General features: G+C 45.8%; 22 protein-coding genes and 1 pseudogene. 2 read left to right on the forward strand and 21 right to left on the reverse strand.

The window, feature by feature from the left end; translation table 11 throughout:
• Positions 1-29: 29 nt before the first annotated feature.
• The 6 genes and pseudogenes from AC1DLI_RS00250 to pdhA form a co-directional block, all read right to left on the reverse strand.
• Complete coding sequence (locus tag AC1DLI_RS00250) at positions 30-989, reverse strand: thymidylate synthase (protein ID WP_477598788.1); 960 nt, start codon at positions 987-989, stop codon at positions 30-32.
• 59 nt (positions 990-1,048) lie between these two features.
• Positions 1,049-1,534: an acyl-CoA thioesterase gene (locus AC1DLI_RS00255; protein ID WP_477598789.1), complete on the reverse strand. Its 486-nt coding sequence runs from the start codon at positions 1,532-1,534 to the stop codon at positions 1,049-1,051.
• Between the two features lie 114 nt (positions 1,535-1,648).
• A complete protein-coding gene (lpdA, locus tag AC1DLI_RS00260; protein WP_477598790.1) occupies positions 1,649-3,064 on the reverse strand; it encodes a dihydrolipoyl dehydrogenase in 1,416 nt (471 codons plus the stop codon).
• A gap of 3 nt (positions 3,065-3,067) precedes the next feature.
• Positions 3,068-4,390 carry a dihydrolipoamide acetyltransferase family protein gene (locus tag AC1DLI_RS00265; RefSeq protein ID WP_477598791.1) on the reverse strand — a complete coding sequence of 441 codons (1,323 nt, stop codon included), beginning with the start codon at positions 4,388-4,390 and terminating at the stop codon, positions 3,068-3,070.
• Positions 4,391-4,405: 15 nt separating this feature from the next.
• The gene (locus AC1DLI_RS00270) at positions 4,406-5,383 is read right to left on the reverse strand and encodes an alpha-ketoacid dehydrogenase subunit beta (RefSeq protein WP_477598792.1); all 978 of its coding nucleotides are present in this window, start codon (positions 5,381-5,383) and stop codon (positions 4,406-4,408) included.
• A gap of 20 nt (positions 5,384-5,403) precedes the next feature.
• Positions 5,404-6,471 (reverse strand): annotated as a pseudogene (gene pdhA, locus AC1DLI_RS00275) (pyruvate dehydrogenase (acetyl-transferring) E1 component subunit alpha).
• A gap of 290 nt (positions 6,472-6,761) precedes the next feature.
• Here pdhA and AC1DLI_RS00280 point away from each other — a divergent pair.
• Positions 6,762-7,499: an alpha/beta hydrolase gene (locus tag AC1DLI_RS00280; RefSeq protein WP_477598793.1), complete on the forward strand. Its 738-nt coding sequence runs from the start codon at positions 6,762-6,764 to the stop codon at positions 7,497-7,499.
• Between the two features lie 172 nt (positions 7,500-7,671).
• Here the strand turns inward: AC1DLI_RS00280 and AC1DLI_RS00285 are convergent, their stop codons facing one another.
• The gene (locus AC1DLI_RS00285) at positions 7,672-8,160 is read right to left on the reverse strand and encodes a low molecular weight protein-tyrosine-phosphatase (RefSeq protein ID WP_477598794.1); all 489 of its coding nucleotides are present in this window, start codon (positions 8,158-8,160) and stop codon (positions 7,672-7,674) included.
• Positions 8,157-8,798: a trimeric intracellular cation channel family protein gene (locus AC1DLI_RS00290; protein WP_308994964.1), complete on the reverse strand. Its 642-nt coding sequence runs from the start codon at positions 8,796-8,798 to the stop codon at positions 8,157-8,159. Before AC1DLI_RS00290 ends, AC1DLI_RS00285 begins: the two co-directional genes overlap by 4 nt.
• Positions 8,799-9,023: 225 nt before the next feature.
• Between AC1DLI_RS00290 and AC1DLI_RS00295 the strand changes: the two genes are divergently transcribed.
• A complete protein-coding gene (locus AC1DLI_RS00295; protein WP_477598795.1) occupies positions 9,024-9,662 on the forward strand; it encodes a thiamine diphosphokinase in 639 nt (212 codons plus the stop codon).
• A 116-nt stretch (positions 9,663-9,778) separates the two neighbouring features.
• Here AC1DLI_RS00295 and AC1DLI_RS00300 read toward each other — a convergent pair whose 3' ends face one another.
• The 13 genes from AC1DLI_RS00300 to AC1DLI_RS00360 all read right to left on the reverse strand — a co-directional run bounded on the left by AC1DLI_RS00300 (position 9,779) and on the right by AC1DLI_RS00360 (position 25,146).
• On the reverse strand, positions 9,779-11,752 hold the full coding sequence (locus tag AC1DLI_RS00300) for an endonuclease MutS2 (RefSeq protein WP_477598796.1): 1,974 nt from the start codon (positions 11,750-11,752) through the stop codon (positions 9,779-9,781).
• A 437-nt stretch (positions 11,753-12,189) separates the two neighbouring features.
• Positions 12,190-12,966 (reverse strand): MBL fold metallo-hydrolase, encoded by a 777-nt coding sequence (locus AC1DLI_RS00305; RefSeq protein ID WP_477598797.1) that lies wholly within the window; start codon positions 12,964-12,966, stop codon positions 12,190-12,192.
• On the reverse strand, positions 12,963-13,634 hold the full coding sequence (locus AC1DLI_RS00310; protein ID WP_477599333.1) for a GNAT family N-acetyltransferase: 672 nt from the start codon (positions 13,632-13,634) through the stop codon (positions 12,963-12,965). Before AC1DLI_RS00310 ends, AC1DLI_RS00305 begins: the two co-directional genes overlap by 4 nt.
• An 18-nt stretch (positions 13,635-13,652) precedes the next feature.
• A complete protein-coding gene (locus AC1DLI_RS00315) occupies positions 13,653-14,312 on the reverse strand; it encodes a GNAT family N-acetyltransferase (protein ID WP_477598798.1) in 660 nt (219 codons plus the stop codon).
• Positions 14,313-14,355: 43 nt separating this feature from the next.
• Positions 14,356-15,216, reverse strand: a complete 861-nt coding sequence (locus tag AC1DLI_RS00320; RefSeq protein WP_477598799.1) for a carbon-nitrogen hydrolase family protein — start codon at positions 15,214-15,216, stop codon at positions 14,356-14,358.
• A gap of 25 nt (positions 15,217-15,241) precedes the next feature.
• Positions 15,242-16,600 (reverse strand): HAMP domain-containing sensor histidine kinase, encoded by a 1,359-nt coding sequence (locus AC1DLI_RS00325; RefSeq protein ID WP_477598800.1) that lies wholly within the window; start codon positions 16,598-16,600, stop codon positions 15,242-15,244.
• Positions 16,597-17,295 (reverse strand): response regulator transcription factor, encoded by a 699-nt coding sequence (locus AC1DLI_RS00330; protein WP_308994912.1) that lies wholly within the window; start codon positions 17,293-17,295, stop codon positions 16,597-16,599. The genes AC1DLI_RS00325 and AC1DLI_RS00330 overlap by 4 nt, the downstream gene beginning before the upstream one ends.
• 197 nt (positions 17,296-17,492) lie before the next feature.
• Entirely contained in the window at positions 17,493-19,049 is a 1,557-nt protein-coding gene (locus tag AC1DLI_RS00335) for an ABC-F family ATP-binding cassette domain-containing protein (protein ID WP_477598801.1), read from the reverse strand.
• Positions 19,050-19,143: 94 nt separating this feature from the next.
• The gene (locus tag AC1DLI_RS00340) at positions 19,144-20,760 is read right to left on the reverse strand and encodes a serine/threonine-protein kinase (protein WP_477598802.1); all 1,617 of its coding nucleotides are present in this window, start codon (positions 20,758-20,760) and stop codon (positions 19,144-19,146) included.
• A gap of 141 nt (positions 20,761-20,901) precedes the next feature.
• The gene (locus AC1DLI_RS00345) at positions 20,902-21,933 is read right to left on the reverse strand and encodes a glycoside hydrolase family 88/105 protein (protein ID WP_477599335.1); all 1,032 of its coding nucleotides are present in this window, start codon (positions 21,931-21,933) and stop codon (positions 20,902-20,904) included.
• A 34-nt stretch (positions 21,934-21,967) separates the two neighbouring features.
• On the reverse strand, positions 21,968-22,804 hold the full coding sequence (locus AC1DLI_RS00350) for a carbohydrate ABC transporter permease (protein ID WP_477598803.1): 837 nt from the start codon (positions 22,802-22,804) through the stop codon (positions 21,968-21,970).
• Positions 22,805-22,806: 2 nt separating this feature from the next.
• A complete protein-coding gene (locus tag AC1DLI_RS00355; RefSeq protein ID WP_477598804.1) occupies positions 22,807-23,706 on the reverse strand; it encodes a carbohydrate ABC transporter permease in 900 nt (299 codons plus the stop codon).
• Positions 23,707-23,808: 102 nt separating this feature from the next.
• The gene (locus AC1DLI_RS00360) at positions 23,809-25,146 is read right to left on the reverse strand and encodes an ABC transporter substrate-binding protein (protein WP_477598805.1); all 1,338 of its coding nucleotides are present in this window, start codon (positions 25,144-25,146) and stop codon (positions 23,809-23,811) included.
• Position 25,147: the final 1 nt, after the last annotated feature.

The following is a 25,147-nucleotide window of genomic DNA, read 5'->3' on the forward strand; positions in this document are numbered from 1 at the left end:
ACCTTTCTATCTATAGACTTGTCTTTGCTTTAAACGGCAACTGGCGCTTTAATGGCTGGATGCGGCTCGTAGCCCTCAATACTCAAATCCTCCACCGTAAAATCAAAGATCGATGTTTTATCGGCGTTCAGATTGAGCTTAGGCAATGCCTTTGGCTCCCGGTTAAGCTGCATATCGATCTGTTCCAAATGATTTGTATAGATATGTGCGTCTCCGAGCGTATGGATAAAGTCACCTGCTTCTAGGCCGCATTCATGAGCAATCATKTGTGTTAGCAGCGCATAGCTCGCAATATTAAACGGAATGCCGAGAAAGATATCCGCACTGCGCTGGTAGAGCTGACAGGACAGCTTTCCGTCCGTCACGTAAAACTGAAACATCGTATGGCATGGAGGTAGAGCCATATTGCTTGGCACGTCCTCCGGATTCCAAGCAGAGACGATCAGCCTTCTCGAATCCGGGTTTTTCTTTATCGTCTGGATGACATCTTTTAGCTGATCGATCGTTTCGCCTTGAGAGGTCTTCCACGCCCTCCACTGCTTGCCGTAAACATTGCCAAGTTCTCCAAATTCCTCTGCAAATTGATCATCTGACAGTACTCGCTGTTTAAACAATTCCATTTGCTGATCATACTCGGCTGCAAAATTGGCATCGGATTGCGCCCGCAAACCAAAGTTCGTCATGTCGGGGCCCGTATATGCATCGCTTTCGATCCATCTCTTAAATGCCCATTCATTCCAAATATTATTATTGTGTTGAAGCAGATAACGAATATTCGTATCTCCTTGAATAAACCAGATTAGCTCACTGGCAATAAGGCGAAAAGGAACACGTTTTGTCGTGAGCAATGGGAAACCCTCGCTCAGATCAAATCGCATTTGATAACCAAAGGTAGAGATTGTCCCCGTACCTGTGCGATCTTCCTTCTTTGTTCCTTGCTCTAAAACATATTTTAACAATTGCAGATAGGTATGCTCGCTTCTACTCATCCGGATATCACACTCCAATCATGAAACAAAAATCGTAAAAATAACAATTAATTATAACATTATCCGCGTTGTCTGTCCTGCTTTCGTTTCTTCCGAAGTGCATATCGCTCAGGTGCAGATGCATGCAGCTTCTTTTCCTCGTCGGTTACCGGAACAACGGTTGGTACAAGAGCCGGTTTGCCGTTTTCATCTAATCCAACAAAAGTAAAAAAGGCGGTAACGGTCGTTTTCCGAAGACCACTGAACAAATTTTCAGATATAACAGACACATATACTTCCATTGAACTGCGATTAGTCCAGGTAACAAATGCTTCAACCTCAATGACCTCGCCTACACGAATCGGAGCCAAAAAATCAAGGCTGTCCGTAGAAGCGGTAACGGCCTGCATACGGGCATGACGCATGGCTGCAATGGCAGCAACTTTATCCATATACTCCATTACCTTGCCGCCAAACATCGTCTCGTAAGGGTTTGTATCCAGTGGAAATATAAGCTGTGTCATAATCGTTCTAGATTCGCTTGCCGGTTTCGCCGTTTCTTCCATGTGTCAATTTACCCCTTTATGTTGGATTGGATGCTCATGAAGCACAAAGAGGCCCCGTCGGCTGGGGAGCCGCGTGACCTCTTTGTGTGCGCTGATGAACAGCGATAATTCCGATTATTTTATGAAAGTATGAATAGGGTGGCCTAACGCAACTTCAGCAGCGTCAAGTACGATCTCACCAAGCGTAGGATGCGCATGAATCGTAAGCGCGATATCCTCAAGTGTTGCACCCATTTCGATTGCCAAAGCAAGCTCAGCGATCATATTGGAAGCTTCAAGACCGATAATTTGCGCGCCGAGTACAAGGCCGGACTCTGCATCGGATACGAGCTTAACAAAGCCTTCGTTAGCATTAAGTGACATTGCGCGTCCATTGATTGCGAACGGGAATTTGCCGACTTTAACGTTGTGACCATTGTCTTTCGCTTCTTTCTCGCTTAGACCGACGCTTGCGCATTCCGGATCAGAGAAGCAAACAGCTGGTACGCATTTATAGTCAATCACGCTAGCTTGACCTGAAATGGCTTCAGCGGCAACGCGGCCTTCATACATTGCTTTGTGTGCAAGAGCAGGTCCTGCAATGATGTCGCCAATTGCGAAGATATGCGGGATGTTCGTACGGCACTGCTCATCAACTTCAACTAATCCGCGATCGGACAGCTTAACATTGATAAGGTCAAGACCAAGCTCGCCATCGGTATTTGGACGACGTCCTACCGTTACAAGCAAATAATCTGCCGTTACTTTTTCTTCTTTATCGCCAACTGTATAAGTTACAGTAACGTCTTTATCCGTTTGCTCAGCGCCTTTTGCTTGTGCGCCGGTAATAATATCGACATTTGTGCTTTTCAGTTTCTTCGCGACGATTGAAGACATATCTTTGTCAAAGCCCGGCAAGATCGCATCCGAGCCTTCAATTACGGTTACTTTAGTGCCGAATTTGGAATACATTTGTCCAAGCTCGATTCCGATGTAGCCGCCGCCGATTACGACAAGGCTTTTTGGAATTTCCGGCAAGGACAATGCGCCAGTAGAAGAAACGATACGGCCGCCGTAAGGGAATGCTTTTAGTTCAATAGGACGTGAACCTGTAGCAATAATGCAGTTTTTAAAACGGTAACGCGGTGCTTCTTGATCGTTGAAAACACGCGCTTCGTTTTCGTTAATAAACATAACTTCGCCTTGGAAATATTGGACTTTGTTTGCTTTCAAAAGAGAAGCAACGCCGCCAGTCAATTTCTTGACGATACCTGCTTTAAACTCTTGTACTTTAGTAAAGTCAACTTTCGCTTCGCCTACTTCGATACCGAAAGCAGAAGCGTGGCTGATTGACTCATATTGATGGGAAGCAGAGATAAGTGCTTTCGATGGAATACAGCCCACGTTCAAGCATACGCCGCCCACATATTCTTTATCCACGATAAGTACGTTCTGACCAAGCTGAGCAGCACGGATTGCTGCTACATAACCGCCTGGACCCGCACCAATGACTAGAGTGTCAATGTCAAGGGAAGCATCACCTACGACCATGTCTTATACCTCCATTATGAACAATTCTGGTTGGCCCAGAAGTGTTTTGATGTAATTCATAAAGTTTTGTGCTGTTGCGCCGTCGATTAGACGGTGGTCAAAGCTAAGGGAAAGAGCCATTACAGGAGCAGCAACGATTTCACCGTTGCGAACAATCGCTTTTTCCGTAATTCTGCCCGTACCCAGAATAGCAACCTCAGGGAAATTGATAACTGGAGTGAAGAACATACCGCCAGCCGAACCAATGTTCGAAATAGAGATCGTGCTGCCTTTCAATTCGTTGGCAGCAAGTTTGCCGTCGCGGCCGCGAGCAGCTAGATCACGAATCGAATCCGCGATTTTGAACAAGTTTTTACGGTCTGCATCTTCGATTACAGGCACGATTAGACCGTTATCTGTATCGGTTGCGATACCGATATTGTAATATTTGCGTAATACGATTTCTTGGTTAGCTTCATCAAGCGTCGAGTTCAAGATCGGGAACTCACGGCAAGCAGCCACGAGAGCTTTCACGATGAACGGCAAGTAAGTAAGCTTGGAGCCTTTTTTCTCTGCATAAGGTTTATATTTAGCACGAAGAGCGACAAGTTCCGTTACGTCAACTTCGTCCATAATGGTTACGTGAGGAGCCGTGTACACCGATTTGGACATCGCGTTGGCAATAATTTTACGAATACCTTTGAACGGTACGCGCTCTTCTGGACGGTAAACCGATCCGGAAACGGTTGGCGCTGATTTAGCATCGCCTGCACCTTTTGGCGCAACTTCAGCATTACTCGATTGTTCAACTGCCGGAGCTACATCCGCAGTAACAGCTGCAGGAGCGCCGCCAAAGCCGTTAACATCTTCGCGGGTAATGCGGCCATTCTTGCCAGTTCCGCCGACTTGAGTCAGGTCTACACCCTTCTCGCGCGCAAACTTGCGAATACTTGGCGTTGCAAGCACAAGACCGCCAGCTGCTTTAGGGGCTGCCGCTGGAGCTGCTTCAGGCGCTTCTGCCTTAGGAGCTTCAACTGCTGGTGCTGCTGCAGGAGCTTCTGCTTTAGGAGCCTCAGCTGCTGGTGCTGCTTGCTCAGGCAACTCGCCTTCTGCATCAATCAAAGCCACGATTTCGCCAACGTGGCAGACTTGACCGTCTTTTACAAGCACTTCAAGCACTTTACCGTTTACTGGGCAAGGTACTTCAACGATCGCTTTGTCGTTTTGAACTTCCATAATAATGTCATCATCTGTAACCGTATCGCCGACTTTGATATGCACTTTAATGATTTCGCCTTCGTGCAAACCTTCGCCAAGCTCCGGGAAACGATATTCGAATTTAGCCACCGCTAGTAACCTCCTTTAAAAGTTCAGAACTTTTTGAACCGCTGCAGAGATACGAGCTACCGAAGGAAGCCACGCATCCTCAACAAGAGCAAACGGATAAACGGTATCCGGTCCAGCTACGCGTAGTACTGGAGCTTCCAAGTGAAGAATTGCATTTTCATTGATTTGAGCGATTACTTCCGCCGCTGCGCCGGATGTTTTTTGTGCTTCTTGAACGACGATCGCGCGGTTTGTTTTTTTGATCGAAGCAACGATAGTATCGATATCAAGCGGAACAAGCGTACGAAGATCAATTACCTCCGCTTTTACTCCTGTTTTCTCAAGCTCTTCCGCTGCTTTCACTGCTGTATGAACCATAAGGCCATAAGTAATGATTGTAACGTCACTACCCTCGCGAACTACGTTCGCTTTACCGATCTCAACGGTATATTCTCCTTCAGGAACGTCAGCTTTAAACGCACGATACAAATTTAAATGCTCCATGAAGAAAACAGGATCATTATCGCGAATTGCCGAAATCATCAGGCCTTTTGCATCGTAAGGGTTCGAAGGAATGACTACCTTGATTCCCGGTGTTTGAATCGCAAGACCTTCTAGCGAATCCGTGTGCAGCTCTGCCGCTTTTACGCCGCCGCCGAAAGGCGTACGGAATACGATTGGCGAGTTGTAGCGGCCGCCGGAGCGGTAACGCATACGTGCAGCTTGGACAAACATTTGGTCAAGTGCTTCATATATAAAGCCTACAAATTGAATTTCTGCGATTGGACGGAAGCCTTGCAAGCCCATCCCTACTGCCATACCTGCAAGTGCAGACTCGGCAAGCGGCGTATCGAATACGCGATCTTCGCCAAACTCTTCTTGCAAACCTTCTGTCACACGGAATACTCCGCCGACTTTACCTACGTCCTCACCGAAGATGACAACGTTTGAGTCACGTTTAAGTTCTACGCGCATCGCATCGCGAATTGCTTCCAACATATTCATTTGAGCCATGATCGTCTGTTCCTCCTCTACTATTGAAAATCAGCCTTTTGAGCTTCCAAGTGCTGCGGTGTTGTTTCAAACATGCTATCGATCAAGCCTGCTACAGTCATTTTTTCAACCGATTCAGCTTTTTTGATGTGCTCGTTAACCGTTGCTTTTGCTTCTTCTTTCACGCGGTTTGTATCTTCTTCCGTCCACAAACCTTTTTTCTCCAAATATTTGCCAAAACGAACAAGCGGATCTTTAAGCGCCCATTCCGCTTCTTCTTCTTTTGTACGGTATTTTGTCGCGTCATCCGCCATGGAATGCGGACGGAAACGGTAAGTGATCAGCTCGATCAAAGTAGCACCTTCACCGTTGCGGCCGCGCTCTGCAGCTTCTTGAACAGCTTTAATTACGGCAAGCACGTCCATTCCGTCTACTTGAACGCCTTTGATACCGGCTGCTACAGCTTTGTGCGCAATGGACAGCGCAGCGGTTTGCTTAGCGAACGGTGTCGTAATGGCATACCCATTATTTTGAACGGCGTAAATTACTGGCAGTTTATAAGCGCCTGCAAAGTTCATGCCTTCGTAGAAGTCGCCCTCTGACGAACCGCCGTCGCCTGTATATGTGATAGCTACACGCTTTTCATTCTTTTTCTTAAATGCCATTGCAACGCCTGTTGCATGCAAAATTTGTGCTCCAATAATAATTTGCGGCATAAGGACATGTACATCCTCAGGAATACGTCCGCCTTCTTGGTGTCCACGGGAATATAGGAAAGCTTGGTAAAGCGGAAGACCATGCCATACCAGCTGCGGCATATCACGGTATCCCGGGCAAATAAAATCGTCTTTGTTTAGTGCGTACTCACTGCCTACCATCGATGCTTCTTGACCAGATACAGGAGCGTAGAAACCTAGGCGACCTTGACGGCCAAGGTTAACAGCGCGCTCATCCCAAGTACGGGTAAATACCATGCGCTACATAAGTTCTTTTAGTTGATCATCAGACAAAGCCGGCAATAAATCCGGATTAACAACTTCCCCGTCGAGTGACAAGACAGATAGCGGAGTTACCGGTTCCGTTTGAACTTCGTATGGCAATTTGCTCATTTTGAACGCTCACCTCAATCGAAATATTTGAAAATCGTTTACCTCTGTTATAGAATTATTATAAACCTGTTTAACGAAAATGGTCAAAGCAAAAAACAAAAAAACCGTTGTTTTTTCGCTGATTCTCATCATTCTCTTAAGAAATTGTATATGCTACAGACTTATTTTTTCAGTATAACAGCATAATACAACAAGACAGAAATAGATGTGATTCCCATGATTACCTTTCTATTGTTTACCCACAACTGTTCGTTTCCATTCAATGAATTAAAACATGAGGAGAGAAAGATATGACAGATGAGCGCTATTTAAAAAGAACGATAGTGAAGGAAACTGTGCCAAGCCGTTTCCTGCCGGAACAAGCTCGAAATTTACGTATATTTTTGCCGCCTGGCTATAACGAGGTATTGAGCTACCCTGTCGTATACTGTCAGGACGGAGAGGATTTTTTCAACTTCGGGCGTATCGCAACGACAGCTACCCGGTTGATTTTGGACGAAGGCCTGGAACCCTTCATTATCGTAGGCGTTGACGTCGACAAAAAACTTCGTACGGAGGAATACACGCCGGACGGCAATCGACATGCAAACTATATCCGCTTTTTCGCTGAAGAGCTGCTCCCATACGTTGAAGAGCGCTATGCTGTAAGACAGCAACCTGAGCATCGCTTGCTTGCTGGAGATTCACTTGGCGGCTCGGTATCGCTGCATTTAGCGCTAACCTATCCGCATCTGTTTACGCGAGTGATGTCTTTATCTGGCGCATACTACGGCGTCTCGCAAAATATAATTTCAGAGGCCGGCGATCTGAGCTGGCTGACTATTTATATGATTGTTGGACTTCAAGAGGACGCATATGAGACGGACCGTGGCGTGTTCGATTTCGTGGCTTTGAATCGGAACGCTAAGGCGCTGCTGGAGTTGAAGCAAGCCACGATTTTCTACGAAGAGAAGGATGGCAAGCATCAATGGGGCTTCTGGCAAAAAGAGCTTGATCAAGCCCTCACTTATTTTATCGAAGTAGAATAAATCAAGCGTAAACGGCTGTCGCCGTCCTCAGTGGCAAAAGCTATCGTTTCGCGGAGATATATAAGCACATTTATAAGTGAAAACTTATAAATTCTTATATATTCAAAAAAAAGAAGCTGTTCAGCAGTCTCCATTCGGAACTGCTGAACAGCTTCTTTTTTTAAACACCATCTTAAACAAATTTCATATCCGCTTGAATCCGTTTCAGCAGCTCCTTGCAGCCGCTGTCCACCAGTTCAAAAACAAATGGAAAGTTTCCGTCATAATAAGGATCAGGCACATCAGCTATTCCCCTATCCGGAAGAAGCTCCATAAAAGTAAATAGCTTGGCTCCGCTCTCCTCGATTCCTGCTTTCTCGAGAAGCTCACGGACATCACGGAGATTCTTCGTATCCATACACACAATATAATCAAAGGATTCGAAATCACTCTCAGCGACCAATCTAGCCTTCATGCCCTGATGAGAAATTTGATGCTGATCCAGCAGCTTCCGAGTGCCTTCATGCGGAGGATGTCCCAAATGCCAATCTCCGGTTCCAGCAGAATCAACCGCAATACGGTCGACTAAATGAGCTTGTTCCACTTGATGCCGCATAACTGCTTCTGCCATCGGCGAGCGGCATATATTGCCTAAGCATACAAACAAAATACGTGCTTTCATGAGTTACCTCTTTTCTGCTGTTCATGAGTGGTATCAATATGAAGCGATCGACGGGGAAGCTTCCATTTGTAATATACCGAAAGCATACGGAAGCTAATGATAACAACAAATAAAAATAAGAGCTCCAAGGTCGATTTAACCCATCCGAGTCCGACCACAAGGCCTGCCAGCATGGCCCAAACGGCATAAATCTCGTCCTTGAGCACTAGCGGCTTGCGCCCTGCCAACACGTCGCGAATAATTCCGCCGCCGATTCCAGTAAGCATTGCCGCAACAAGAACCGCGCTTAGGGGATGCTTCATTTGCGTGGCATATAATGCACCTTGAATGGCAAACGCGGATAAACCAATCGCATCGAAAAAAGCTTCACTTTTGCGCCACCGCTGGATCCATACTACCGGCAAGAGAAACGCAATCGTCATTGCGATCATTGCTATTTTGAACAAATAACCTTGATTCCATAGCGATGTTACCGGCATCCCAATCAATAAATTACGTACAACCCCTCCGCCGAATGCCGTTACCAAGCCTAGTACGAACACGCCCAAAATATCGTACTCTTCCTCCATCGCCACAATCGCTCCGCTGACAGCGAAGGCAACTGTCCCGATAATACTGAAAATCCCAAAAATGTCCATACTCACTGCTTTAACTCCTCGCTTCCCGTCCATGAACCGACCTGATTCGTCGGTACTTTCCTTCACCATTTTAGCTGGGAGCCTGCGGTTTCGCAACGACAAATTTCGCAGTATTCGACTTCAGCATAATGGCTTAATTGGGCTGCCTCTAGTTTTTAGGGGACAAAAGGCTTTATACTTAAAATGTTTGTAGTCAATTCTGCCAGGAAGAAAGGATAATATGTTATGCAGCCTCGTATCGCGATTTGCACAGGCGGCCAGCTCGGCGCCTTTGCCCTTGAATATATAAAATCAGCTGATTTGCTCATCGGGGCCGATAGCGGTGCCCGCTTTCTAACTTCCCAGGGCTTTCGCCCGGATATTTCAATCGGTGATTTTGATTCGGTTTCGGAAGAAGAGCTGGCCATCATTCGAACGAACAGCGGCCAGACCATAGCTTGCGACCCCATTGACAAAGACTATACCGATACGGAAATGGCAGTTAGGCTTGCCTTGGATATGCAGCCCCGGGAGCTCGTCCTGCTCGGAGCACTTGGAACAAGGTTCGACCATTCGCTTGCAAATGTGCATTTACTTGCTCTAGCCGCACAGCAGCAGGTTCCTGCTACCATCATTGACGAACATAATAAAATTACACTGTTAACGGATCAAGCGACGATTGAGCAGCTAGGCTATCCAAACGTTTCCCTGCTCCCTCTGTCTTTGCAAGTAAAAGGCATTACGCTGACAGGCTTCCAATACCCGCTCACGGATGCAGAATTATCAATTGGGCAATCTCTTGGAATCAGTAACGTTCTGCTCTCGGCAGTTGGCCGCATCGAAATCAAAGAAGGTTTATTGCTGGTCATCCAAAGCCGAGATTAGTTAAATCAATAAAAAACCGATGCCTTTTGGCAAGGTCAAACCGAGGGTGAAGAAGCAGGGAGCCATAAATCAAAATCGATAACGGATTATGGTCTCCCCAATCTTTTCCTGCAAGATCAATAAATATCTTCATCTGGCGTAACAATCGCAAGACCTTCCACATGCTTGCGGCTCATCAGCTTTCGTGCTTTTCTGTTTTCCTTAGATTCAAACACAATATCCAAATCATATTGCTCATCTGGATAAAGCTTCGTTTTCGGGATATAAAGCTTCATGCGCTTGTGATTAAAGGTAAGCTTTTGCCCCTGAACTTGAACAATCACATTACCGCGTTCATCGGCAGGACGATAAACAACCCCCATTCGATTAAGTGGGTAAATCCAGACGGCGTCCCCTTTTACGAAAGGCTTGGCTGACGCTTTTACGGTAACATCTTCCGGATTCCCGCTTGCATTCTTATTGGAGCCTGCTCCCTCAACTGCTGCGTATTGCGTACTTTTTTGTTCATCTGTGTGGTTTGATTGCTTAGGAGCTGGCTTCTCGAAAGCTTCAGAAGCGTTGTGATCCTTCTTCTCTAACAATTCCTCCGCGCGTAACAATACTTCCTCTGGCAAACCGAACCGCCTGGCTATCGCAAAAGCATGGCTGTCTCCTGCTTCCCCCATTTCTAATCGATAAAGCGGCTTTAACGTTTCTGCGTCAAAGGCCATTTTCCCGTTTTGGCAGCCGGTTGTACGAGCAGCAAATGCTTTGATTTCATTAAAATGCGTCGTAGCCGCCGCTAAGGCCCCGCGCTTTAGAAGCTGCTCCAATAATGCGATGGAGAGGGCGATTCCTTCAGAAGGATCGGTACCTGCTGCAAGCTCATCAAGCAAAAGCAGCGACCTTGGACCGGCGGCTTGAAGCATTTCCTTCAGAACGGTGATATGAGACGAGAATGTGCTTAGCGATTGCTCAAGACTTTGGCCATCGCCTACATCCGCAATTACCTGATGGAACACACCTATTTCGCTTCCTTCATCTGCGGGAACCAATAAACCGGATTGCACCATCAGCACAAACAGGCCAATGGTTTTCAAGGTTACGGTTTTTCCGCCAGTATTGGGCCCCGTAATAATAAGCTGCTTCCAGTTATAGCCTAGCTCGACATGAAGCGGTATGCTGGTTTGGCCTAACAATGGATGGCGGGCGCTTACGAGCCGGATGACCGGTTGCTCGGACAGTTTGATTTTTTTTCCATCGTAGAAACGTGAAAGCTTGGCACGGGCAGTTATAAAATCAAAGGATGCCATTGCTTCTACATTGCGAAACAGCTCCGAGGAAAACGATTCTGCCAGCTCAGATAGCCGAGCTAATATGACCGTGCGTTCCCGCTCCTCTTCAGCCTTCCATTGCTGCAGCTCGACCTGAAGATCAGCCACATCGAGCGGCTCGATAAACAGAGTCTGCCCGCTTGCGGATTCATCCCATACGGTACCGGGAACCTGCTTTCGCAGCTCTCTTTTGACGGCTATGACAAAACGGTCACGCCGCTTGCTAATGACCGCTTCCTGCAAGGAAGACCGATATTTGTTTAAAGCATGGTCCATCTTTTTGTGAATTTTATCTTCAGATGCATAGATATGCCTGCGGATATAAGCTAGATCGGCGCTCGCTTGATCCGTAATTAAGCCGTAGCGTATACAGCGGTTTAATTCTTCGCGCAGGACGGGGCAATCATACATGGACTCAGCGTAAGACGCTATCGTTGGAGCGATGTCGCGCTTACTGTACATATATTTTTTCATTTGCACCACGGATGTCAGCCATACCGACAGCTGCTCCATTTCTTGTTCGTTATAGATGCGCCCTTTGCCCAGAAGCGCCAAGAAAGGATCGATGCCATCCATTGCGGATAATGGGATGCTTGCCCCGCTTCCAAGCAAAAGCGCCGCTTCCTCCGTCTCCTGCAGCCATGCTTCAACCTGACGCTGCTTTGCGCTAGGCACATGACGCACTGCTAATTGCCGGCCAGCAGGCGATACGGTAAAGCTAATCATAGCCTCCTTAACTTTATCAAATTCCAATCTTCGCCAAGATGCTTCATTCATTTTTATAGCCTCCTCTAATTTTGAATAAAAAAAGACAGAAATAGAACGCGGGTGCGTTCCACTTCTGTCTCAATCGACTAAGCTCCAATCCCATTTCCAAACGCTCATAATAAACGTAAAAATGGGTACAAAAAAACCGTGCTGTGGTAGCACGGTGATTGGGCCGCTGTCGACTAGCTTCAGGCGGAAATCCTCATGTCCATAACTCTTGGTGCCAGATCACGAAATAGAGCCTTGCAGCAGGGCATAAAAAAACGCCAAGCCTGATTCGCAAGACCATAATGCATCTATCTGACCATATCCAATTTATGAGTTAAGGACACCAGCAAACATTAAAATTTCCCCTTTAAGCGTAATTCATAAATGATTAGATGTTACCTAAATAATGTACAAAAAAGACGAGCTATTTGTCAAGCCTAAGGTATCCATTATCGAACCTACAGGGTAATCTTTAATCCCGTGTGAGAAAAACGAATATGCTCAGGCAGATTATAGGTTCTTCGAATATCAATGTCATGAGACATATGAGTAAGTATCGTCCGCTTTGGTTTCCATTTATGCACTAGCTCGATTGCTTCCACCACGTCATAAACTGATCTCGTTTCGTAGGCGAATGGCTCATGATAGAAGCTGGTTCCAAGTACAAGTAAATCTAAAGCCGCCAACTTCTCTTGCTGCTCCTCCGTCAAGCCGATCGAGTCGGAACAATAAACCCACTTAAAGTCCGTAATATCGTTCTCGAAACGAAAGGCGTATGCATAACCATTTTTTCCGTGATTGACTCGCCAGCTAGATACCTTCCATTTACCCAACTGAATTGGTTGATCAAATGACTGAAATTGAATTTGATTTCCAAGCCATGGAAACCGATCCAAAATCTCTTTAATCACTTCAGCCGGTGCGTATGCACGGCCTTTTTTATTAGTCCAGCGACAGGCGTCCGCCCACTCCACTAGACCCCCGATATGATCAAAATGAGCATGAGTAATGAGCAGCGTATCAATTGCTCTCAATTCGGCTGCTTCTAATTGCTTTGCGAAATCCGGTCCACAGTCAATCCATATCGTTCCTGCATCCTCATCCTCGATTTGGACAGATGAACGCAGGCGACGGTTGATCCCCATGTTTCTAGCTTCAGCGCATACTTCGCAATCACAATAAATACGAGGTACGCCCATTGAATCACCATTTCCTCTGAAGATAAGTTTTGTCATAGCGGCAGCAGCTCTAATGTGTMCGCAGCACGAATTTTCTCAACCATGCGTAACCATTCCTCTGGCTTGTTCGGCAAGGCAGCATAATACCGATCTAGAAATTCAGCAACAAGGGCAGCATCAATGGAAGTCATCTCATCATCCTGCGGCAGGAAGCATAAATCTAATTCAGAAACGGCTTGACCCTCGTGGTCCCAGGAAGGATGAACATATGCGATATCAATTCGCTTATAACCGATATGCGAGAGCACTTCACGGCGTACAAACGGATTCATTGGCGAAACGCCGCCGAAAGCATGTTCTTCTGCACGGTAAGGATCATACACTTCGGCAAACATACCGATTGGCGAGGTACCCGATTGCACGGCGAGCTTAGCCAAATCACGCTCGCGGTTACGAAGCAGAAATCTTCCAATACCTAAGGAAGGCTTGCCTATTATCGTAAAATCAGTCATCGCTACGCGAAGCTCCGGATAATAACGGTATTCCGTTGACCCGACTACTTCCCCCTCATGAATGGCAACATAGACATGAATCGCTTGATCCTCAAGAGGCTCTCTCCAAAGATCATATGCTAGTACTTCCTCAGGAGGAAAAATCGTTTGCAAAAGCTTATGTAGGGGAGCAAAATAAGGATCCTCAATGGATGTAATCCGATGATAAGTCAGCATTTTCGTATATCTCCTTTATTTGAACGGATTTCGCCATTCCATAATGGCTGCACAGTTGTTGGACTGTTCATCTTCTAAATATCCGTGGGCGATGCCGATTGGCATGCGACCGCATCTAAGCAAAAAGGTTATTACAGGATCTTTCAAATCTCCGCTCAGCACTTTTTCCAAATAGGACTCCGGCGTCATTTCATGGGCACGAGCTCCATAACCGGGCATGCGACCACCTCCGAGGAGTCTGAGGAGTCCACGCTGTACAACGGTCTCATACATCGACTGCATCAGCCATTTGCCAATTCCTGATTTCCTAAATTCCGGAATCACACAAATATCCACGATGTACAGCGTATCTCCTACCGGATTGTGATTGCGAATATATCCGCCGTCGGTAACGGTTTCCCAATCATGTGTATGGCCGTACTCCATCATATTGACCAAGAGACCGGACATCGAGCCGATCAGGATGCCATCAACCTCTGCACACAACGCACCTTCTGGAAAACGGTTAACGTGTTCGGAGAGCTGATCGACATTCCACAATAGCTCCTCAGGGAATGGCGGAGGAAAGCTTGCACGTTGAACATCGATTAGTGCCTCAAAATCAGCCTGACCATAATTACGTATGATTGTTTTTTGAGGTTTGTCTTTTACATATAAGTACAGCTCTTTGCGCATCCCAAGCCGCCTTCCAAAAAAAGGATGAACTCGAATAATTACACTACTGCCAGTCCGTATATAAATCCGTACGCCGGTCGCGCCAAGTTGTTACTGCACCTTTCAACCTTACATCCTCCAGCAGCGCCAAATCTAAATCAGCGACAACGAGCATATCGTCATTGATGATTCCTTCGCTTAATATGCCAGCCGGCGGAAATGGAATATCATTAGGCGCAATTACAGCAGCTTGCCCAAAATTCGCGCGCATGAGATCTACCTTGCGAAGCGAACCAACCGTGCCTGTGGTAACAATATAAACTTGGTTCTCAACAGCTCTGGCATGGCAGCAATACCTTACCCGATAGAAGCCGTGACGGTCATCGGTGCAGGAAGGGCAGAATATGACGTCTGCTCCCTTTGCCCTAGCCATCCGGACGATTTCCGGGAATTCAATATCGTAGCAGGTAAGCATTGCAATGGTGCCGTATGCGGTCTCAAACACTTCAAGACCTTCACCCGCCGACATATTCCAGCCTTCCACTTCCGATGGCGTGAGATGAATTTTATGCTGGACATCAATTTTGCCATCGGGGTGAAAGAGATGGGCAGCATTGCGAAGACTATTATCAGCCGTTTTAATAACATGGGTCCCGCCTATAATATAAACCCTATATTCAACTGCCAAAGAGCCGAATAAATGCAAGTAATCTTCCGTGAAATCAGGAAGGCGGTCGATAGTAAGCGCGTTTCCTTGCTCATCGCCGATAGACATTAATTGCGTTGTAATAAACTCTGGAAATAAAATAAATTGTACGCCGTATTCAGATGCATTTCGCACATAATGAGTCACTTGCTCCGCGAATTGCTCAAATKAATCAATGTCAGCTAGCTTATATTGAACGGCTGCCGTACGAAATTTCATTTTCGGGAAAGCCCCCCTCGATATGTTATTGTTTACGCTGCTTAAACTGCAGAGTAATCGTCGTGCCTAAATCCGGCAAACTAAAGACATCTACCTTTCCCTCATGCAGATCAATGATTCGTTTCGCGATCGATAGTCCGAGTCCCACACCGCCAGTCGCACGGCTTCTTGCTCCGTCAACACGATAGAAACGTTCAAATAAATGGGGAATTTCATTTTCAGGAATACCCATTCCTTTATCCTTAACCTCGATTTTTACGATATGCCTAACGAGCGTTATCGTAATGTCTATCGGGTCCTTCGAATATTTAATGGCATTGTCCAGCAAAATGACAAGAAGCTGTCTAATTTTATCCTTATCACCGACCATCCGCACCACCTTGGACATCGCTTTCACCCTGATTGGACGTCCAAACGTCGTTTGCAGCATTGTCGCAAGCTCATCGACAACCTGGACAACATCAAACAGCTCCTGACGGAGCCAATCCTCTTGCTCAGCCTCCGCCAGCATCAGCATCGATTTTGTTAAGTTCTGCAGTCGATTAGCTTCCTTATCAATGGCCTCGATAGCTTCATTCCGCAAATTCTCATCATCCCGCCCCCAGCGCTTCAGCATGCCTGCATAGCTGCTGATAACGGTTAAAGGTGTTTTCAGCTCATGAGAGGCATCTGCAACGAACTGCTTCTGTTTTGCAAAGGTACGATCGAGCCGTTCGATCATTTGATTAAATGCACGGACAAGCTGAAGGAGCTCCGCAGACTCTTCCCGGCTGCTCAGCTCGATCTGCCTGAGCTTACCGCTTCGATCAATTTCCCTCATTGTATTAACCATTTGTTGAATAGGCGCCGTCAGTCTGGACGTGAACCAATACGTGCCGAATATGGCAAACAAGATGGCTCCGCCGCTGGTCACGCTTAGCGCCGCAACCAATACCTGCAAGTAATTATCAAGCTCATCCAGTATTCGATTAACCTCAAGCATTGCAATGACGCGATTTCCGTCATACAACGGAACCCGCATGAACAAGATACGTTCTCCGCCCTTCGTAATCATCCCCGTATGGTGATGAGTCTCAAAGGCAGCAGGAAGCTCTTGCAGCAGCTCGTTTGAGCCGGTTATATTGACTACTCTGTTATTAGGCGCAATAATGCGGATCATTTCGTTAACGTTGTAATACTCATTGAGCAGCTCCGGATAGTTCAGTCCTCGACCGCTCTGAATTCGGGGATTCTCAAGCATGAGATTCACCTTATTCGCAATAACCTCTTCTTCGCTTTCCGTCGTAATTTTGATGACGTAAAAGTATACGAATATATTAAAGAGAATCAAAATAAAGATGAGCCAGAAAATTGTAAAAAGCGTAAACCGTTTGCGCAGTGTCATGCATCCGGCTCCTTAATCATATAACCGACTCCACGTACCGTATGAATTAGCTTATGACGGTAACCCTTGTCCAGTTTCTGGCGCAAATAACGTATATAAACATCGACTAGATTCGTTTCACCGATAAAATCATAGCCCCAAACCTCGGATAAAATATCTTCGCGGGACTTCTCGTCATTTTTATTCTCTACGAGATATACGAGCAGCTCGAACTCTCGCGGCGTTAATTCGATCAAAATATCCTTGCGGTAAACTTTTCGAGTCCGCAGCTCAATCGTTAAATCTCCAACTTTTATCATGTCCGAACCTTCCGCTTCCTTCGGATATTGCTGGAATATACGCAGTATGTTGCGCACACGGGCCAGCAGCTCCTCCATCGCAAACGGTTTCGTTATATAGTCATTGGCACCGTGTTCGAAGCCGCTTACCTTGTCAGGCACGGTATCACGTGCTGTTAATAATATGATAGGTACGGGATTACCCGCTTGCCGCAGTAATCGCAATACTTCAATTCCACTCATTTCAGGAAGCATCACATCAAGCAGAACTAGTCCCCACTCCCCTGTTGATGCCATTTCATAGCCTGTTCGACCATCGGCGGCTGTGCCCACCGTATAGCCCTCATGCTCTAGTTCAAGCTGAAGTATACGAGAAATACCAGCTTCATCTTCTACGACAAGAATATGTTCTTTCATCTTTGAGGTACACCTGCTTCCAGTTGTAAATAATCGATTTTCAAATCAAACTTCGTGATGTTCTTCTACAAGAACGCTTAAATTTATCATAATGAAGACGTTTCACAAATGCAAGTAAGCCGATCTACTGGAAGAGTAGACCGGCGATTGCAGCGAGCATCACCGCTTGCCGCAGCATGCGTTACCGCAGCTTATTATTAGCTTTGCGTTTGCATCGCCCAAGCTTCTACATCCCAAGTTTTGGTTACCCAATCCTCATAAAATTCAGGCTCATGAGAGACGAGCACAACTGTACCTTTGTAAGCCTGGAGCGCGCGTTTCAGTTCCGCTTTGGCGACAACATCCAAATGGTTCGTCGGCTCATCGAACAATATCCAGTTGCTCTCGCGCATCATCAGCTTGCAAAGACGCACTTTAGCTTGCTCGCCCCCGCTGAGCTGGTTGAGCGCGCGCGTAATATGCTCGTTTTTCAAGCCGCAGCGGGCAAGTGCAGCACGTACTTCATGCTGGTTCATGAATGAAAACTCATCCCAAACGTCCTCAAGCGGAGTCATGGTCGGCGCTTTAGCTTCCTGTTCAAAGTATGCTGCATTTAAATAATCGCCAAGATAAGTCTTGCCGTCAAGCGGCGGGATAACGCCGAGTATGGTTTTTAGCAGCGTTGATTTTCCGACGCCGTTACAACCAACGATTGCAATTTTATCTCCACGTTCAATGACCATACTCATCTCAGGCAAAAGCGGCCGGTTGTAGCCAATAACCATGCCCTCAGCTTCAAATACCGTTTTGCCGCTTGTTCTGGATTCTTTAAATTGAAAGGTTGGTTTTGCTGCTTCTTCCGGCTTATCGATACGGTCAATGCGATCAAGCTGCTTTTCCCGGCTCTTCGCTCTTCCCGAAGTCGAAGCACGAGCCTTATTCTTTTGAATAAACTCCTCTTGCTTCTTAATAAAATCCTTCTGCTTCTCGTATGCGTCGATATGCTGAGCTTTGTTCAAATCTGCCATCTCAAGGAATTTATCATAGTTCGCCGAATAACGAGTCAGCTTCGTGAATTCAAGATGATAAATAACGTTGACAACCTGATTCATGAAGCTAGTTTCATGCGAGATGAGAACAAAAGCATGCGGATAGTTTTTCAGGTAGTTAGTCAACCAGTTAATATGCTCTTCATCCAAGTAGTTCGTCGGCTCATCGAGCAGCAAAACGCCTGGTTTTTCAAGGAGAAGCTTGGCTAGAAGAACCTTTGTCCTTTGTCCGCCGCTGAGAGCTGTTACGTCACGGTCAAGACCGATTGCATTTAAGCCTAGACCGTTTGCCATTTCGTCGACTTTTACATCGATCAAATAAAAATCGCCGATTTCCAGTTCCTCTTGAATCTCGCCCATACGCACGAGCAGCTCATCAAGCGTATCCGCATCCGCGTCACTCATTTGCGATGCAATCTGATTGAGCTCTTCTTCTAACAAAAGCATAGGCAGAAAGGCGTCTTTCAACACATCCCGAATGGTTTTGCCCGCATCAAGCTTCGTATGCTGATCCAAATAACCATATCGAACGCGAGGCGTCCATTCCACCTTGCCTTCATCCTTCAATAATTTACCGGTCAAAATATTCATAAGTGTAGATTTGCCGGTTCCATTCGCACCGACAAGTCCGACATGCTCACCATCTAATAAGCGGAAGGATACATTTCTAAACAATACCCGGTCGCCGAACGTATGTGATAATTGCTCAACTGTTAACAAACTCATTTTCGTCTTTATCTCCATTCATATACATATATAAACCATATTCAATCGATGTGAATTCACACTTTTTGCCCGTATCATTGTACCACATAAATGATCAGTCTGTGTTTATTTCATTAGAAAGAAGCTTTAAAATGGGCGATAATGCTTGTTTAAGTCGTTTTTGGATTCGTTTGTCATCGGTTGCCCATAGCCCCCGCCATTGTAAGGAGAGCATTGTTTCCACCGCAAGTTTAGGCACAATGGCTAAAGGACGGTCAGGAAAAAGATGCAGCCACTCGTTTCGACCATGAAAAGCAATGTCCTTATTTGCAACAAACAGCATTCGAGAGTTGCTTAGTCGCAGTTCATTCTTCAAATCAACCAGAAGTCTTAGCTCACTGCCCTGCCATTTTACAACGAATGGATCGCCAACGACAATAACAAAACTTGCCTGCTTCATTATCTGCCGAGCGCGCGGTTCGGTCCATTTTCGCGATAAATCGATCAAATTAATCTTGGCACCTGCTTGTCGAAGCATTTGCTCAAAACGATGTTCATCCTGTACGAGATCCAAACGCTGTTCCGACTTCAACGCGAAACAATCGATTGCCTGCTTATCGAAGCTATAACGCTCGTAGCGTTTATCAAGCGCACTTCTATCGTGTGCATCACTTTTACGCAACCTTTTGTTTCCTGAAAGCCAAGCATGCCATTCCGGCCTTGCTTGTTCATACTCGGCTGCCGTAATCGAGGCTCGTTCGGATTCTAACAGATTGGCAAGCGTATGCGTCAAAAAGGTGGATCCGGATCCCGATGACAGTGAGAGCAAGCATACGGTATGTTGTCTGCGATATGGACTTTGTTCACTCACCGAAATAGGATTCATAGCCTGCTTTAATCCATAATGTTGTACAAACGGCGCTAATGCTTCTTCCACCTCCTGCATGGAACCATATCGCATTCGCGGATCCGATTGCAGCAAGCATCGCAGCACCCTTTTGAAAGCCTCCGGAAAATCACGAGGAATGTGTCCGAATGGCTCCTGGCTATTTAATTCCCCGTGCGGCTGTCGATAAATCATTCCTCCGCTGGCCATATAATACAAGAGTGCTCCGAGACCGTAAATATCCGTTTTCTCATCGCTTTGCCCTTTGCCTGCCTGCTCCGGTGCGGCAAAGCCATAGGTTCCAAGCCGGGCTGTATCCTGTTCTTTCCCCAACTTAAATTGTCTGGAAATACCAAAATCAATAAGTTTGACCTTCCCATTCTCTTCGAGCATTACATTTGAAGGCTTGATATCCCGATGAATAATAGGCGGCTCATTCGCATGCAAATAGCGAAGCGCAGAGCAAAGCTGCAGAGCAATATCCAATATTTTCGCAAACGACAAGGTAATAGGCTTTGTACGATATAGCTCAGCGATGGTGCGGCCTTCTATATATTCCATCACAAGTGCTTCAAAAACGTGTTCATTCGGTGGAAAATAATCAACGATTAATGGCAAATGAATATGATTTACCATCATAAGCATTTGTGCTTCTTCCGCATATCTGCCTACGCCCGGCATCGGAGCAATTACTTTTATTGCTCTGAGCTTACCCGCGAGTCTTAAATCATCTGCAGCGTACACGACGCCCATACCGCCTCTTCCCAAATTACCAGCGATTCGATATCGAGTACCAATTACCGTTCCGATAGGATAAGGATCAAACAGCTCCACTGTGCTTTTCATATTAATCCTCCAAAAATGAACAAAAAAAGCATCCTGACGCCGTTTGTAAGTTTACAATCGGCATCAGGATGCTTTCCTGATCAAACATTTATTAGAGGAATTTTAACATAAATACAGAGGTTTAAACAATAAAATGTCTAATTAAAATACACGTTTCTTGGAGTTAAGCAGTTCTGCCAGAAAAGCCAGCGCCAATCCCTGTCCCCAGCCTTGAACTCGTTTGTGAGCTACATCGCGGTATCCTTGCAAATCATTCATAACAGCGGTTCCGGCAGATACGTTCAGCACGGCCCCGTCATCGGTAATTTGACTTAAAATACCATCGATTGACCGCTGAATGTATTTGTTATACAAGGATCCAAAGGCGAATAACCCCGTTGCTATTCCTGCTGAGCCTGATGTCTCAAGGTAAGAAGTTTTATCATCCAATACGGTATGCCACAGTCCGTTGTCGTCCTGCAAACGGACAAGCGTGCTAAGCTGATCCCGCATGGAGCCTTCGATTATCATAAAGGATGGATGCTGAACCGCGATATGAGGCAAAGCTTTTGCCATAGTCAATGCAGCCCATGAGTTGCCGCGTGCCCAAAAGATGGAAGACATATGGTTTTGAGCAATGTTATCCCAGCCATGGTAATACAGATTCGATACGGGGTCCTGGAGAAAATGCTCATGGCCATGATACTGCTTCAAACCATCCTCCAAATAATCCGCACGGTCAAGCAGATGTCCCATACGAACAAGGAAATAGCCTGCCATCATCATCGTGTCTACCCAAGCTTGCTCCGGAAAGTTGTAGGTTTCGGAATTTACCGTATGTTGAAAAATTCCATCCGCAAAACGTACAGCGTCATTTTTTAAGTATTCAGCCATTTGAATAGCCACATCTAAATAATTTTGATTATCCGTTGCTTTATAAAGGGAAATGAGCGCATGTCCAATCGATACGCCGTTCACGGATAGCTTAGGAAGTCCATCCTCCAGCTTCTCATCAACCCACTCTTGCAAAAGTTGAATATAGCGTTTATTACCAGTTGCTTCGTAAGCTTCTGCCACTCCATAAAATGCTACGCCGCCTGGCCAATCCCAGCTAAAGTCCATTCTAAAGGTACTGTCTACTACGCGCTCAATGACTTCCCGAATATGATTTTCATCAAATTGAAGCTGAGGCATTTCCATCTTCCTCTCCCCTAATTCAAATGATTGACTATTTCAAACCGCTTGTACTGATGCCTTCAACGATGTATTTCTGAAAAGCGAAGAAAATGGCAAGCACAGGAATCAAGCTTACGATCGACATCGCGAACATCGCGCCCCAGTTGGAGACGGTATCGCTGTCTAAGAACATTTTTAGACCCATGGATACCGGATATAAGCTTGGGCGGTTCAAATAAAGGACCGGTCCGAGCAAATCCTCCCATCTCCAATAGAAGGAGAAAATCGAAGCCGTCGCCAGTGCAGGAACGACGAGCGGCAGGATGATCCGGAAAAACAAGCGGAACTTTCCACAGCCATCGATGGTTGCCGCTTCATCAAGCTCATTTGGAATGGTCCGAATGAATTGAATAAGCAAAAAGATGAAAAACGGAATTCCGAAATATTGCGGGATAACAATTGGTTTAATGGAATTCAACCAGTGAAGCTTTGCGAACAAAATATATTGCGGCACAAGCACGACATCATGCGGCAGCATGAGCGTTACCATCATAATGCCAAACCAGAACGTTTTGCCCGTAAAGTTAAGTCTCGCAAATCCGAAAGCAATAAATGCCGATGATAATACCGCTCCGATCGTTGAAATCACTACGATTTCCAGCGAGTTCATAATGAAATTACCGAAGGATTGCCCCGCGATCCCCACCCAGCCTATCTTGTAGTTCTCCCAAATCCATGGCTGTGGAATGAGTGAATCTGCGGTTGCGAAAATAAGGTTACTTTGCTTGAATGAACTCATTAGCAGCCATAAGACGGGATACACCATAACTAATGCGAGCGCTGCGACAAAGATATGGTAGATCGGCCACTTCAGTTTTTTTAAGATCATGATTAATGGCCACCTTTCGACTCGTAATGAACCCATTTCTTAGAGGTATAGAACAGAATTCCTGTCAAAATGGCAATGATGATCAGCATAACCCATGCCATAGCGGACGCGTAGCCCATATCGAAATAAACAAACGCCTGACGGAATAAATAAAGTGAGTAGAGCAGCGTTCCATCAAGCGGACCGCCTTCCCCTTTGGAGATAATGTACGCTGGTACAAAGGTCATAAATGCACCAATGGTCTGCATGATCGTATTAAACAAAATAATTGGACTTAGCATCGGTATCGTGATTTTGAAGAATCGAATAATGGGTCCCGCACCGTCAACATTTGAAGCTTCGTACAATTCTGGCGGTATGTTTTTGAGTCCTGCCAGGAAAATAAGCATCGAAGAACCAAATTGCCAAACTGACAAAGTAATGAGCATCCAAAGCGCCGCCACCGGTTCCGCGAACCATCTTACGCTATCTAAACCGAGTGCATTCAGAAAGATGTTTATAACCCCTTCATCCCCGTAAAGGTTGCGCCACATAATAGAAACCGCAACGCTGCCTCCGATAATGGAAGGAAGATAATAAACCGTCCGATATAACCCGATTGCTTTCGAGGCTGTATTCAATATCATTGCAATAAATAGGGCAAAAGCCAGTCTAAGCGGAACACCGATAAATACGTACAAGAAAGTCACCTTAAGCGATGCCCAAAATTTCGAGTCATCCGTAAACATCGTCGAGTAATTCTCTAATCCAATAAAGGATGGTGTCGAGAGGAGATCATAATCCGTAACAGAAAAATATAACGATGCAGCAGCTGGGATCAATGTGAATAATAGAAATCCAATAACAAATGGTCCAATAAAGGTGTAACCAATCAAGTTGTTTTTCAGTGATAGCGATTTCATCTTATCCAACTCCTATACGAAGTCTATCTAATCGATTCTTCTGTATTAAAGAAAACGCGATGGCCGATCTTCCGACCAACCATCGCATCTGCTCAAACAATATTACTTGTTTTTCTTAAGAATGGAGGTTGCTTCGTCTCTGAACTTCTTAGCTGCTTCTTCTGGCTTAATTTTGTTGTAGTTCATTTGCTCAGCAAGGCTGGTCAATGATTTAAATACTTCAGCAGAACCGATCGGATCAGCTGGATCCATTGGGGAGCTGTTTGCTTCCGCCCAAGCAACGTAGTCATAAACTTGGATTTGAGCTTCCGTGGAAACGGCTTTCAAAGCTTCTTTAACTTTAGACGATACAGGAACACCGCGGTCGCCCAGGATCAATTTGTTTGCTTCGATATCATTTACGAAGAAGTTGATAAACTTAGCTGCTTCTTCTTTCAYTTTCGAATTCTCAGACACGGAGAAGAACATACTTGGTTTCAAGAATAAACCTTTTTCCATGTTAGGACCAGCCATTGGAGCGATTGCAAGCGGACGGTTTGCAACTTGCTGCAAGCCTACATATTGGTTTGACCACTGCCATACGCCGATGCCTTGGTTAAGTACAAGGTGGCTGTCTTCCGCGCCTTTGATTTGCGCAAGCACGTCAGGTGATGGTACTGCGCCGTCAATTACCAGCTTAGCTAGCATTCCGAAGAAATCTGTAAACATTTTGTCATCTTCATAACCAAGGCCGGTACCTTCTGCATTAAACAATGTTTTGCCTAATGTACGGAGGTAGTAGCCGAAGAATACTTCAGGACGCATGCCGTTATCGAAGTAAATTCCAGCAGCTTTAGCTTTGCCAGCCATTTCAACGTAATTATCCCAAGTGAAGTTTTCAGGGATGGAATCAATGCCAGCCTTTTTCAGAAGCGCCGGGTCATAGTTAAAGCCGAGTGCGTTAACGCCAAGGTTGATTCCGTAAAGTCCGTCGCCTAATTTACCGCCGTCAATTGCGTTTTGGCTGATGTCGGTAACATCGATTTGGTTGCCAATGAACGGTGTCAAATCAGCGAGTTGATTTCTGCCTGCATATTGCGAGTAGTTTTGCGTATCGATTTGGATAATATCAGGAAGCTCGTTTGCAGCCGCTTGAGGCGCTAGCTTCTTCCAGTAATCATCGTAGTTCGCATATTCCATTTCAATCGTGACATGCGGGTTTTTCGCTTTGTACATTTCAATGACTTTCATCGTGTAATCATGTCGAGGCTGCCCGCCCCACCATGCGATCCGAAGAGTAACTGGTTTCGCTTCTGACGGCTCCTCTTTCACTTCATTGCTAGTCTTAGGTGTGTTAGTGGAGTTAGTTGCGTTACCATTGCCTGAATTTCCTCCGCAAGCGCTTACGAGAACCAGTGCAACAGCCATGAGCATTAAAAGCATTTTCTTCGGTGCTTTCATT

The organism is Paenibacillus sp. 01T443, assembly GCF_056398325.1.